Here is a 13,650-nt window from a genome sequence, read left to right on the forward strand (position 1 = left end):
CCCCATTTTTTTGTGGCATATTTGGTGAAGTTTTGTTTATAATGAATAGTATGGATTTTTTTAGAACAGGCCTTTATATAATTAGGATATATTTTAAGAAAGGAAGTGCCGCATAAGTGAGTTTAAAGCAATATTCACCAGAAGAGCTAAAAGAATTGTCCATGATCGAAGCTGTACATAGCTTGTTAGAGGAAAAACAACAAGCAACAACTTTTCACGATCTAGTTCAAGAAATTGCTCAATTACTGGGACTGTCTGAAGAGCAAGTTGCTGCGAGAATCGCACAATTTTATACAGATTTAAATATCGATGGGCGCTTTATCAATCTCGGAGAAAATCGTTGGGGACTACGCGGATGGTATCCATATGAGCAAATTGATGAAGAAATCTTACCTCAACCGAAGCCTAAGAAGAAACGTAAGGTAGAAGAGGACGAGCTAGATGAATACATCGAAGATGAAGAGGACGACTTCGAAGAAGAGCCAGATGAAGACTTTGAAGAAGAAGAAGAAGATGTAGATGATCTTGATGAAATTCTGGATGAAGACGATGACGATCTTGAAGATCTAGAAGACGACGATGATTTTGCCGATGACGATGAGTTAGAATACGACGAATCAGACGAAGAAGAGGAAGAACAGTAGTCCTTGACTTTTTATTATCGTCCATGTAGAATCATTTTTGGGCTCTTTAAAAAAGACGATAATAACTTTTACGTGTAAATATAAAAGAAAATTGCTCCCTACTTATTACTTTCAGTGATAAAGGGAGCAATTTTCTTTTTTGTTTTTTGTTTAGAAAAACGAAAGAGTCTAACAATAAGATAAGGTAAGTGTTATCTACATACGTTGCGATTTGCAGCGGTGATTATATAACAGCAAACTAGAAGGGAGTACTTTCATGACTAAGTATATTTTTGTCACAGGCGGTGTAGTATCTTCTTTAGGAAAAGGTATTACAGCAGCATCTTTAGGAAGACTTTTAAAAAACAGAGGATTAAACGTAACAATTCAAAAGTTTGATCCATACATTAACGTAGACCCAGGGACAATGAGCCCATATCAACACGGTGAGGTTTTCGTAACAGATGATGGTGCAGAAACAGACTTAGACCTTGGTCACTATGAGCGTTTCATCGATATTAACTTAAATAAATACAGCAACGTAACAACAGGTAAAATTTACTCTTCTGTTCTTCAAAAAGAGCGTCGTGGTGAATATTTAGGAGGAACAGTTCAAGTTATTCCTCACATTACAAATGAAATTAAAGAACGTGTATATCGTTCTGGTCGCGAAACAAATGCAGACGTTGTTATTACAGAAATCGGAGGAACTGTTGGTGACATCGAGTCTCTACCATTCTTAGAGGCAATTCGCCAAATTAAGAGCGATATTGGCCGTGACAATGTAATGTACATTCACTGTACGTTAATTCCGTACTTAAAAGCAGCGGGTGAAATGAAAACAAAACCAACGCAGCACAGTGTTAAAGAACTTCGCAGCTTAGGTATTCAACCAAACATTATCGTTGTTCGTACAGAGCTTCCTGTTTCTCAAGATATGAAAGATAAGCTTGCGTTATTCTGCGATATCGATCCAAAAGCAGTAATTGAAGCACGCGATGCAGATACATTATACGCAGTTCCATTATCTCTTCAAGAGCAAAATATGGACCAAATCGTTTGTGATCACTTAAAACTAGATAATCCAGCTGCAGATATGACAGATTGGAATGTATTAGTAGAAAAAGTACGCAACTTGTCTAAGAAAACAAAAATCGCTCTTGTTGGTAAATATGTAGAGCTTCAAGATGCATATATTTCTGTTGTAGAAGCACTTCGTCACGCAGGTTACAAATTTGATGCAGATGTAGAAGTGAAATGGGTAAATGCCGAGCATGTAACAGCAGAAAACGTGAAAGAATTAGTTGGCGATACAGATGGTATCCTTGTACCAGGTGGTTTCGGTGACCGCGGTGTTGAAGGTAAAATCGCTGCAATTCAATATGCACGTGAAAACAAAGTTCCATTCTTAGGAATTTGCTTAGGTATGCAACTTGCGTCAATCGAGTTTGCACGTAACGTATTAGGATTAGAAGGTGCGAACTCTTCTGAAATCAATCCTGACACGCCTTACGCAATTATCGATTTATTACCAGAACAAAAAGATGTAGAAGATTTAGGCGGCACACTTCGTCTTGGTCTATACCCATGTAAGCTTACACCAGAAACAAATGCTTACAATGCGTATAACGAGCCAGTTGTTTATGAGCGTCATCGTCATCGTTATGAGTTCAACAATCAATTCCGTCAAGATATGGAAAATGCAGGATTCATTTTCTCTGGTACAAGCCCAGACGGCCGCTTAGTAGAAATTATCGAATTAAAAGAGCATCCTTGGTTCGTGGCATCACAGTTCCACCCAGAACTTGTATCTCGCCCAAATCGTCCGCAACCATTGTTCCGTGACTTCGTAGAAGCTTCTATTATTAATAAAGAAGGTAAGTAATAAGAAAAAGGCGTCCTATATAGGGCGCCTTTTTACATTATTCATATTCATTCATAATGTCATCGATTGTAAATTTTAATCCATGATATGCAAATAAAGCTGTTATTAAACTTGGAAAGCCGTAGCGAGAGCCATCGTCGTTTGGAATTAATGCTTTTACAAGTTTTGTATCGATATGTGCATCGGTGAATTGTTCTAGTGACAATTCGCCTTCTTGTTTTGCAGAAATACCGACAATGAAATGACCGTTTTCCTGCAACTGTTTTGCTAATGAAATGATATCTTCATCTGTGGAAAAGCGGCTAATAAGCAGTATGCGGTCAGCGACGGTTACGTCTGCTTGTTTACCGTCTTCAAATAGGCGTTTTGCATTTTGCATAGGCTCGGGTCCATACAAAGCCTCACAAATCACACCTTCCATCTCTTTCGTACCGTGTAAATAAATGTGGCCATCTCCAACTAATGCTTGCGCAAGTAAACGAGCGCTATCTTCTATATTCATCTCTTCTTTCTGGGCAATTCTTGTGAAATAGCCACCCAGCTGAGTGGAAAAAATTTTAAACATAAGGATGCTCCTTTCTAACGTGTTAGACGGCTTTCATTATAGCTCATTTTTTCATAAAGGCGCTAGCGCTAGTAAATGTTAGGCGGTAAAATAAGAAAGAATAGGAAGGATTTTGATAAAAGGTATCGAAAATAATCGAAAGAGATATGAGAATTATAAATTTTGTGTTCATATAGAAAGGTTGGATAGAATGGAAGGGAAAATTCTAATCGTTGATGATCAATACGGCATTCGTGTTTTATTACACGAGGTGTTTCAAAAGGAAGGTTATCAAACATTCCAAGCAGCAAACGGTTTTCAAGCCCTTGATATTGTGAAAAAAGACTGTCCTGATTTAGTTATTTTAGATATGAAAATTCCAGGTATGGATGGAATTGAAATTTTAAAACATGTGAAAGAAATTAATCGAGACATTAAAGTAATTTTAATGACGGCTTATGGTGAATTAGATATGATTCAAGAAGCGAAAGAACTTGGTGCATTAATGCACTTTGCAAAGCCGTTTGATATTGATGAAATTCGCAGCGCGGTGCGAAAAGAGATTACGGTACAAGCGTAATCGTGAATTTTTTATTAAAAAATATTGGAAAAAGCGTTTTCATGGGCTGATGAGCAGGTGAATGCGGTTGAGTTTTTGAGTACAAGTTGGTATCCTATGGAGTGTAGAAAAAAGTCCGGTATGTGATTATACATATTTTTCCTGGTCGTGGTCATACTACCATCGATAAGAACTTATCGGATACAAAAAACGTTTTTAGGAGGATTCACCATGCCTTTAGTTTCCATGAAAGAAATGCTAAACAAAGCGCTAGAAGGAAAATACGCAGTTGGTCAATTCAACATGAACAACTTAGAGTGGACGCAAGCGATCTTAGCTGCTGCGGAAGAAGAAAAATCTCCTGTAATTTTAGGCGTATCTGAGGGTGCAGCTCGTCATATGACTGGTTTCAAAACAGTTGTAGCTATGGTTAAAGCTTTAATCGAAGAAATGAACATCACTGTTCCTGTTGCGATTCACCTTGACCATGGTTCAAGCTTCGAAAAATGTAAAGAAGCAATTGATGCAGGTTTCACATCTGTAATGATCGACGCTTCTCACCACCCATTTGAAGAAAATATTGAAACTACTAAAAAAGTAGTAGAATATGCACACGCTCGTAACGTATCTGTAGAAGCTGAGCTTGGTACAGTTGGCGGACAAGAAGATGACGTAGTAGCTGAAGGTGTTATCTACGCTAATCCAGAGGAATGTAAAGAACTAGTAGCTGCAACAGGTATCGACTGCCTAGCTCCAGCATTAGGTTCTGTACATGGCCCTTACAAAGGTGAGCCTAACTTAGGATTCAAAGAAATGGAAGAAGTTCGTGACTTAACTGGTGTACCTTTAGTACTTCACGGTGGTACTGGTATCCCAACAGCTGACATTAAAAAATCTATCTCTTTAGGTACTTCTAAAATCAACGTAAACACTGAAAACCAAATCGAGTTTACAAAAGCGGTTCGTGAAGTATTAAATAAAGACCAAGAAGTTTACGATCCTCGTAAATTTATCGGACCTGGTCGTGAAGCAATTAAAGCGACTGTAATCGGTAAAATTCGTGAATTTGGTTCTAACGGTCAAGCATAATTCTAAAAATGTTTTTAGAAACCGTCTAGTCTTTTAGACGGTTTCGTTTCGTTGTATAATGAAAGCGTGAACAATTTTTGGGATAGACAATTTTCTACTTGTTAAGGCGTTTGAAAGGAAATATTTTTATAATTGTGTAAAAATAGAGGAAACAAAGCATGGTTATACTCATACGTGTAAAAACGTATCCGAAGCGTGAAATCAACCGTTATAGTGGGGGGCTGGAGCGGTAGATGAATTCACAAGAAGGGGGCTCAAAATGGACAAGTTGCTGATTGAAGGCGGTGTGCCTTTACAAGGTTCGATTCGTGTAAGTGGTGCAAAAAATAGTGCTGTTGCGCTTATTCCCGCGACCATTTTAGCAGAAACACCAGTTACAATCGGTGGTGTACCTAATATTTCTGATGTGAAAATACTTGGTGACTTATTGGAGGAAATTGGTGGTTCTGTTACGTATCATCAAGACGAAGAAATGACAATTGATCCTTCCAAAATGGTAGCCATGCCTCTTCCGAATGGAAAGGTAAAAAAACTGCGTGCTTCCTATTATTTAATGGGAGCAATGCTCGGTCGTTTCAAAAAAGCAGTAATTGGGCTTCCTGGTGGATGTCATCTAGGACCAAGGCCAATTGATCAGCATATTAAGGGGTTTGAAGCGCTTGGAGCACATGTAACAAATGAGCAAGGTGCAATATATTTACGTGCAGATGAACTGCGGGGAGCACGTATTTATTTAGATGTTGTCAGCGTAGGTGCGACGATTAATATTATGCTTGCTGCAGTGCGTGCAAAAGGTAGAACAGTAATTGAAAATGCAGCGAAAGAACCAGAAATTATTGATGTAGCGACGCTTCTTACAAGCATGGGTGCTCGTATTAAAGGAGCAGGAACAGACGTGATTCGTATTGATGGTGTTGAATCGCTTCATGGTTGTTACCATTCTATTATTCCTGATCGCATTGAGGCTGGAACATATATGATTTTGGGCGCAGCTTCTGGTGGCGAAGTTACAGTTGATAATGTGATTCCGCAGCATTTAGAATCCATAACGGCTAAGCTTCGAGAAATGGGTGTAAAAGTAGATACACACGATGATCAAATTGTGGTAAATGGAAATCACCAGTTAAAAATGGTGGATGTAAAAACACTCGTATATCCAGGATTTCCGACTGATTTACAGCAACCATTTACATCGTTATTAACGAAGGCGAATGGAACAGCAGTTGTAACGGATACCATTTATGGAGCGCGTTTTAAACATATAGATGAGTTGAGAAGAATGAATGCACAAATTAAAGTGGAAGGTCGTTCTGCTATCGTAACAGGACCTGCTTCGCTGCAAGGAGCTAAAGTAAAAGCGAGTGACTTACGCGCTGGGGCCGCTCTTGTAATTGCAGGCTTAATGGCAGAAGGAATCACAGAAGTTACAGGATTAGAGCATATTGATCGTGGATATGAAAATCTAGAAGATAAGCTTCGAGGTCTTGGAGCGAAAATTTGGCGTGAAAAAATGACAACACAAGAGATTGAACAGATGAAAAATGCATAAAAAGCTTTACATGGGTAAAGTGATATATGTATAAGGTGTAAGTAAAAACAGCATAAGATAAAAATTTTATTGGAAGTTAAGTGTGGAATAAAGTGAAACTTCCATCAGTGGGGGATCTTCATCCCCCACTGGTTGGTATGACATAAATATTACGGCTTAAAGGAGAGGGATTATAGTGGAAAGAAGTTTATCCATGGAATTAGTACGTGTAACAGAGGCTGCAGCGTTATCATCTGCGCGTTGGATGGGACGCGGTAAGAAAGATGAAGCGGATGGTGCAGCAACGTCAGCGATGCGCGACGTATTTGATACAGTACCAATGAAAGGAACCGTGGTAATTGGCGAAGGGGAAATGGACGAAGCGCCGATGCTATATATCGGTGAAAAATTAGGAACTGGATATGGTCCACGCGTTGATGTAGCGGTTGATCCGTTAGAAGGGACAAATATCGTTGCAGCAGGAGGATGGAATGCATTAGCTGTTATTGCGGTAGCAGACCATGGAAATTTACTGCATGCACCTGATATGTATATGGAGAAAATTGCAGTTGGCCCAGAAGCAGTTGGTGCTGTCGATATTAATGCACCGGTTATTGATAATTTACGCGCTGTGGCAAAAGCAAAAAACAAGGATATTGAAGATGTTGTAGCAACGATTTTAAACAGACCACGCCACCAAGCGATTATTGAGGAAATCCGTAAAGCGGGAGCTCGTATTAAATTAATTAACGATGGTGATGTAGCTGGTGCAATCAACACAGCATTTGATCGCACAGGCGTTGATATTTTATTCGGATCTGGCGGTGCACCTGAAGGGGTACTAGCAGCCGTTGCATTAAAATGTTTAGGCGGAGAGATTCAAGGAAAGCTTCTTCCGCAAAATGAAGCAGAATTAGAGCGTTGCAAAAAGATGGGCATCGATGATATAAACCGCATTCTTCGTATGGAAGACTTAGTAAGAGGTGACGATGCAATCTTTGCGGCAACAGGTGTTACGGACGGAGAATTACTGCGCGGCGTTCAATTTAAAGGCAGTATCGGTACAACACACTCCCTTGTTATGCGCGCAAAATCTGGGACGGTTCGCTTTGTTGACGGGCGTCACAGCTTAAGTAAGAAACCAAACTTAGTTATAAAGTAAGAAGTGTGCAAAAGATGGGCAGAGCGAAGACAAATTTTCTTGTCTTCGCTTCTTGTATTTGTCGTGCAATGTATTGATTAAAACGAGGTAAAAGGGTTACAATAGTGAATATTACTCTACCTGTACTTATTGCCTTTCATTATTACGTATTTGCCCTCCGTAATTTCCCTTACCCATGTGAAAAGAGAATAATGTTAAAGTGTGGTGTCTGAATGAATTTAACAATTTCAGCGTTAGAGAACATGAAATTAAAAGAGTTATATGAGCTTGCGAAAGAATTTAAGATTTCCTATTACAGCAAATTAACAAAGAAAGAGTTAATTTTTGCGATTTTAAAAGCGCGAGCAGAAAAAGAAGGTTTCTTCTTCATGGAAGGTGTACTTGAAATTATTCAATCAGAAGGATTTGGATTCTTACGTCCAATCAACTATTCTCCAAGTTCTGAAGATATTTATATTTCAGCTTCGCAAATTCGTCGTTTTGATTTGCGTAATGGAGACAAGGTTTCTGGTAAAGTACGACCTCCGAAAGAAAATGAACGTTATTTTGGATTGTTGCAAGTTGAAGCAGTTAATGGAGATGATCCAGAATCAGCGAAAGAGCGTGTGCATTTCCCTGCGTTAACACCGTTATATCCAAATCGTCAGATGAAATTGGAGACGGAAACGAAGAAACTATCAACACGTATCATGGATTTAATTGCACCAGTTGGGTTTGGGCAGCGTGGTCTAATTGTTGCGCCTCCAAAGGCTGGTAAAACGATACTGTTAAAAGAGATCGCTCACAGCGTTACAACGAATCATCCAGAAGCAGAACTGATTGTACTTTTAATTGATGAGCGTCCAGAGGAAGTAACAGATATTGAACGTTCTGTAAAAGGTGATGTTGTAAGCTCTACTTTTGATGAAGTTCCAGAAAACCATATTAAAGTAGCTGAGCTTGTGCTAGAGCGTGCAATGCGTCTTGTTGAGCATAAAAAAGACGTTATCATTTTAATGGATAGTATTACCCGTTTAGCGCGTGCCTACAACCTTGTAATTCCGCCAAGCGGACGTACGTTATCAGGTGGTATTGATCCGGCGGCATTCCACAGGCCAAAGCGCTTTTTTGGAGCGGCCCGTAATATCGAAGAGGGCGGTAGCTTAACAATTTTAGCAACAGCTCTTGTTGAAACAGGGTCTCGTATGGATGATGTCATTTATGAAGAGTTCAAAGGAACAGGAAACATGGAGCTTCATTTAGATCGTTCTTTAGCAGAGCGTCGTATTTTCCCAGCCATTGATATTCGTCGTTCTGGAACACGTAAAGAAGATCTATTAATTCCAAAAGAGCATCTAGACAAGCTATGGGGTATTCGCAAAACGATGAGAGATACGCCAGACTTCGTAGAAAGCTTCTTACGCAAGTTGCGTCAAACGAAGACAAATGAAGAGTTTCTAAAAAATATTCCTGAAGATTCAAAGAGATACGTCGCGATGAAGTAATGCTAAAAACAGGTAGTTGCAAAATGCAGATAGCCTTGTTATAATTTCATCATGTGTGTTTCATCATTATAGTTGTGATTGCAGCTAACGATGAAAAAACTCTGTTTCGAAAATGATTCAGGGCGGAAGGAGATGAAAAGAATGAAAGCAGGAATCCATCCAGATTACAAAAAAGTTGTGTTTATGGATACGAACACAGGCTTCAAATTCTTAAGCGGATCTACAAAAGGTTCTAACGAAACTGTTGAGTGGGAAGATGGTAACACTTATCCATTATTAAAAATCGAGATCAGTTCTGATTCTCACCCATTCTACACAGGCCGTCAGAAGTTTGCTACTGCAGACGGACGTGTTGATCGCTTCAACAAGAAATACGGTCTTAAGTAATAACAAACATAAAGCAGGCAAGTGTATATATCCGCTTGTCTGTTTTTTTTGCGAAAATATAAACCTTTACCTACTTACAGTAAGAATAAGTAGACGAAAGGAGGGGCTCTCATGTACTTAATAAATCAAGACGGTTGGATTGAAGTGGTTTGCGGAAGCATGTTTTCAGGGAAATCAGAAGAGCTCATCCGCCGTGTACGCCGGACGCAATTTGCAAAGCAAAATGCAATTGTATTTAAACCGTGTATTGATAATCGTTATAGTGAAGAAGATGTTGTGTCGCATAATGGATTGAAAGTAAGAGCAGTTCCTGTTGCGGCTTCAAAAGAGATGTTTGAGCATGTAACAGAAGATATAGATGTTATAGCAATTGATGAAGTGCAATTTTTTGATGGGGACATTGTGGAAGTGGTGCAAGAATTGGCAAACCGCGGCTATCGTGTGATTGTTGCTGGTTTAGACCAAGATTTCCGTGGTCTACCATTTGGACAAGTTCCTCAGCTTATGGCAATTGCGGAGCATGTGACGAAGCTACAAGCAGTATGTGCTAAGTGCGGATCTCCTGCAAGTCGTACGCAACGTTTAATCGATGGGGAACCAGCATCTTTTGATGATCCTATTATTTTAGTTGCTGCATCAGAATCATATGAACCACGTTGTCGTCATTGTCATGCTGTGCCAACTAAACAGAGATAAAAACTCGCTACATAAGGCGGGTTTTTTTAGAAAATACGTAGGGGCTGAATGAGCCGCCTCCGCTTTTAAATATTATCTAGTTCCGCCTCCTAGGCCCTTGCGTCTAAGAACCTTTCCCGCGAGAAGATAAAAAGCACCTTCTGCGGGAAAGAACCTTAGCCACCGGGCCTAAACAGTCGGCTCCACTTTTAAATATAATTTGCGTTTTTTTTGTTATGTACCATATACTATTTGTATTAGATTAGAGACTAGGATGTTGAGGTGAATGTTGTGTTAGATCGTTTGCAAGCTGTAGAGGACCGTTATGAAAAGTTAAACGAGCTTTTAAGTGATCCAGAGATTATAAGTGATCCGAACAAACTTCGTGAGTATTCAAAAGAACAATCTGATATACAAGAGACGGTAGAGGTGTACCGTGAGTATAAAGATGCTCGTGAACAATTAAGAGATGCAAAAGCGATGTTAGAAGAGAAGTTAGATGCTGACATGCGTGAAATGGTAAAAGAAGAAGTGTCTGAGTTAGAGGGACAAGAGAAGGAATTATCAGAGCGTCTGAAAATTTTACTTGTTCCAAAGGACCCGAATGATGATAAGAACGTTATCGTAGAGGTTCGTGGTGCTGCTGGTGGTGATGAAGCGGCATTATTTGCTGGTGATTTATACCGTATGTATAGCCGTTATGCTGAGGTGCAAGGTTGGAAAACTGAAATTATCGAAGCGAGCTATACAGAACTAGGTGGATATAAAGAGATTATCTTTATGATCAACGGTAAAGGCGCTTTTGCAAAGCTGAAATTTGAAAATGGTGCGCACCGTGTGCAACGTGTTCCGGAAACAGAATCTGGAGGACGTATCCATACTTCTACAGCAACTGTAGCTGTATTACCGGAAGCAGAAGAAGTAGAAATCGATATTCATGAAAAAGATGTTCGTGTGGATACGTTTGCTTCTAGTGGTCCTGGAGGACAAAGTGTTAATACAACGATGTCAGCGGTACGTTTAACGCATTTACCGACTGGTGTAGTGGTTTCTTGTCAGGATGAAAAGTCACAAATTAAGAATAAAGAAAAAGCAATGAAAGTATTACGCGCACGTGTTTATGATAAGTTTAGACAAGAAGCGCAAGCTGAGTACGATCAAAACCGTAAACAAGCTGTTGGTACGGGAGACCGTTCTGAGCGTATTCGTACGTACAACTTCCCGCAAAATCGTGTTACAGACCATCGAATCGGTTTAACGATTCAGAAGCTGGATCAAATCTTACAAGGTAAGTTAGATGATTTCATCAATGCCTTAGTGATGGAAGATCAGGCGCAAAAGATGGAGGCAGCTGAGTAATGCGTGTCTATGAAGCCCTGAAATGGGCTTCTTCTTTTTTACAAGAAAATGGGCGAGATGAAAATGCGGGAGAAATTGTCCTTTGTCATGTATTAAAGACGAATCGAACAGGTTTAATGATGAACATGCGTGAAGAATTAACGGCAGAACAAGAGCGTATTTTTGCAGACTTTATCCACAAGCATGTAGCAGGCATACCTGTTCAGTACTTAATTGGATATGAAATGTTTTATGGGCGTCCATTTTTCGTCAACGAGGAAGTGCTAATTCCAAGACCGGAAACAGAGGAGCTTGTGCTAGGAATATTAACACGTATTCGCCGTAAATTTGGAGATAAGGACGTACATGTGGCTGATATTGGCACTGGTAGCGGGGCAATTTCGATTACACTTTCTTTAGAAAATCCCTGTTTACATGTATATACAGTCGATATTGCTCCGGAATCGATTGAAGTGGCGCAGAAAAATGCAGCAGAACTAGAGGCGAATGTAACGTTCTACCACGGTGATTTATTGTCACCGTTTCAGGAAACGAAGCAAAAGCTCGATGTTGTTGTATCGAATCCTCCTTATATTCCAGAAGAAGATTGGAGAGGACTTTCTTCTGTTGTAAAGGAGCATGAGCCAAAGCGTGCGCTTGTTGGCGGTGAAGATGGGCTCGATTTCTATAGACGCTTTATGGAAGAGCTGCCAAAAGTCCTGCAAGAAGAAGCGATTGTTGCATTTGAAGTAGGTGTAGGACAAGGAGAAGATGTGCGTGCCTTGCTCCAAGAAACATTCCCGCATGCACATGTTGAGGTTGTCTTTGATATTAATGGGAAAGATCGTATGGTTTTTGCGGAAATGTAACAAATTAATTGTCTGAAAAATTGAATAGATTCTGAATTTAGTAGTTTAGAAAGAAAAAAACTTGTCTACACTGTTTTACTGAAGGGGCGGTGGAGATAGGATGAAAAAACAAGCGATTGCTTATCTACTTTTATTATTAATCGGTGCACAAATGGTTGCGCACTTTGGATATATGAAAGTTGATGCAAAGGAACCTGTCGTGATTCCTAAAGAAGCGATTCGATTACGTATTTTGGCTAATAGTGATTCGAAGGAAGATCAAGAGTTGAAACGTAAAGTGCGCGATGAAGTGAAAGTACAAATCGATGGCTGGGTGGCAGATTTAAAATCGTTTGAAGACGCACGTCGTATCATCCGAAGCCGTATTCCAGAGCTTGAACAAACAGTGGCAAACACGTTGAAACGAGAAGGCAGTAAGGAAACTTTTACAGTTCAGTTTAATAAACATATCAAATTTCCAACGAAATTGTATGGGAACTTTATTTATCCAGCTGGAGAGTACGAAGCGGTACTTGTGACAATTGGTAAAGGTGAAGGTGCAAATTGGTGGTGCGTGTTATTTCCTCCAATGTGTTTCTTAGATTTCTCTAGTGGTACAGCTGTGAAGAAAGAAGAGCATGTTGTAAAGGCGGAAACAATTGATGAGGACGATATAGAAGAAAATTATGTGCAAAAGGAAGTTGTAAGAGAAGAAGTAAAGCAATCTCTTAAAGCTAAGAAAGAGACAAACCTTGCACCTAAACAAAAGGTGAAAGCAAAGTCCCTGCGAGAAAACAGAGCTGAGAAAGAATTACAGGAACAAGAAGAAGTAAAGCAAGATGAACCACGTGCTATTCAAAAAGAAGAACATGTGAAGGTAGTGGAAGAAACGGAAGAAAAACCAAAGGTAAAATTGTTTATCGTTGAAGCATTTGCATCTTTATTTTCAAAATAAGTTCTAAAGGATAATCCCTCCTCATATATAAAAATATGGGGAGGGATTATGTATGAAACAAATACGTTTTGCTACAAAAACAGATGTAGAAAGATTGCAGGCCTTTTTTGGACAAGCTTATATGAACGAAGAACGACTAGATCAATTATATGAGAACTTTATGATATTAGAGGAAGAGGGAAAAATTCAAGCAGCCGTTGGATTTGAGCAAACTGGAACAGATGCGCTGCTTCGCTCTTGTTTGTTCACACCTGCTGTGGATAAAGTTACATTCTTACATTTTTTCGAAACGTTTTTGCAGTATATTAAAGAGAAAAATATTGAACAATTATATTTACTCACAAAGAGTCCACAGTCGGTTACAATATTTCAGTTTTTTCAATTTGAAATTGTAGAAAAGGATGTTGTGTCAGAAGAAATTCAGGCATTAGAACATTTTTGTAAAAATATAAAGCAACCGAATGTAATTATACTAAATTGTCAGCTATTCACAAAGTTATCCACCGATTAAATGAGTTTATCCACATTTTGTGGATAAACCTTATTTGTCTTTTGGATAAATCTCATAGTAAA

At 39.3% G+C, this 13,650-nt stretch carries 14 protein-coding genes; 13 read left to right on the forward strand and 1 reads right to left on the reverse strand.

The genetic code is table 11. The annotated features are described in order from the left end of the window. The first annotated feature begins 116 nt into the window (after positions 1-116). Together rpoE and pyrG are read left to right on the forward strand one after the other, a co-directional pair. Complete coding sequence (rpoE, locus tag ACFQZ1_RS01875) at positions 117-644, forward strand: DNA-directed RNA polymerase subunit delta (RefSeq protein ID WP_377880402.1); 528 nt, start codon at positions 117-119, stop codon at positions 642-644. A 256-nt stretch (positions 645-900) separates the two neighbouring features. Continuing rightward, positions 901-2,508, forward strand: coding sequence for a CTP synthase (pyrG, locus tag ACFQZ1_RS01880; protein ID WP_377880403.1), 1,608 nt, complete (start codon positions 901-903; stop codon positions 2,506-2,508). 37 nt (positions 2,509-2,545) lie between these two features. Here the strand turns inward: pyrG and ACFQZ1_RS01885 are convergent, their stop codons facing one another. After that, entirely contained in the window at positions 2,546-3,073 is a 528-nt protein-coding gene (locus ACFQZ1_RS01885) for a DUF2529 domain-containing protein (RefSeq protein ID WP_377880404.1), read from the reverse strand. 190 nt (positions 3,074-3,263) lie between these two features. Here ACFQZ1_RS01885 and ACFQZ1_RS01890 point away from each other — a divergent pair, with 190 nt between their 5' ends. From ACFQZ1_RS01890 to ACFQZ1_RS01940, 11 genes are all read left to right on the forward strand, one after another. Continuing rightward, a complete protein-coding gene (locus tag ACFQZ1_RS01890) occupies positions 3,264-3,632 on the forward strand; it encodes a response regulator (protein WP_377880405.1) in 369 nt (122 codons plus the stop codon). Positions 3,633-3,842: 210 nt separating this feature from the next. Continuing rightward, on the forward strand, positions 3,843-4,700 hold the full coding sequence (locus tag ACFQZ1_RS01895) for a class II fructose-bisphosphate aldolase (RefSeq protein WP_098310043.1): 858 nt from the start codon (positions 3,843-3,845) through the stop codon (positions 4,698-4,700). Positions 4,701-4,959: 259 nt separating this feature from the next. After that, positions 4,960-6,249, forward strand: coding sequence for a UDP-N-acetylglucosamine 1-carboxyvinyltransferase (locus tag ACFQZ1_RS01900; protein WP_377880406.1), 1,290 nt, complete (start codon positions 4,960-4,962; stop codon positions 6,247-6,249). Between the two features lie 175 nt (positions 6,250-6,424). Further along, a complete protein-coding gene (gene glpX / locus ACFQZ1_RS01905; RefSeq protein ID WP_377880407.1) occupies positions 6,425-7,390 on the forward strand; it encodes a class II fructose-bisphosphatase in 966 nt (321 codons plus the stop codon). 212 nt (positions 7,391-7,602) lie between these two features. Then, complete coding sequence (gene rho / locus ACFQZ1_RS01910; RefSeq protein WP_377880408.1) at positions 7,603-8,874, forward strand: transcription termination factor Rho; 1,272 nt, start codon at positions 7,603-7,605, stop codon at positions 8,872-8,874. Between the two features lie 141 nt (positions 8,875-9,015). Further along, positions 9,016-9,261: a type B 50S ribosomal protein L31 gene (locus tag ACFQZ1_RS01915; protein WP_098543833.1), complete on the forward strand. Its 246-nt coding sequence runs from the start codon at positions 9,016-9,018 to the stop codon at positions 9,259-9,261. A gap of 111 nt (positions 9,262-9,372) precedes the next feature. Further along, positions 9,373-9,957 carry a thymidine kinase gene (locus ACFQZ1_RS01920; protein WP_377880409.1) on the forward strand — a complete coding sequence of 195 codons (585 nt, stop codon included), beginning with the start codon at positions 9,373-9,375 and terminating at the stop codon, positions 9,955-9,957. A gap of 270 nt (positions 9,958-10,227) precedes the next feature. Continuing rightward, positions 10,228-11,295 carry a peptide chain release factor 1 gene (prfA, locus tag ACFQZ1_RS01925; RefSeq protein WP_154713440.1) on the forward strand — a complete coding sequence of 356 codons (1,068 nt, stop codon included), beginning with the start codon at positions 10,228-10,230 and terminating at the stop codon, positions 11,293-11,295. Beyond that, the gene (gene prmC / locus ACFQZ1_RS01930; RefSeq protein ID WP_377880410.1) at positions 11,295-12,143 is read left to right on the forward strand and encodes a peptide chain release factor N(5)-glutamine methyltransferase; all 849 of its coding nucleotides are present in this window, start codon (positions 11,295-11,297) and stop codon (positions 12,141-12,143) included. Before prfA ends, prmC begins: the two co-directional genes overlap by 1 nt. Positions 12,144-12,243: 100 nt before the next feature. Beyond that, positions 12,244-13,077 carry a stage II sporulation protein R gene (gene spoIIR / locus ACFQZ1_RS01935; RefSeq protein ID WP_377880411.1) on the forward strand — a complete coding sequence of 278 codons (834 nt, stop codon included), beginning with the start codon at positions 12,244-12,246 and terminating at the stop codon, positions 13,075-13,077. A 52-nt stretch (positions 13,078-13,129) separates the two neighbouring features. After that, a complete protein-coding gene (locus ACFQZ1_RS01940) occupies positions 13,130-13,588 on the forward strand; it encodes a GNAT family N-acetyltransferase (RefSeq protein ID WP_377880412.1) in 459 nt (152 codons plus the stop codon). Positions 13,589-13,650: the final 62 nt, after the last annotated feature.

Origin of the sequence: Bacillus sp. CGMCC 1.60114 (assembly GCF_042676365.1) — a bacterium.
In the GTDB taxonomy this organism is placed as follows: Bacteria; Bacillota; Bacilli; order Bacillales; family Bacillaceae_G; genus Bacillus_A; species Bacillus_A rhizoplanae_A.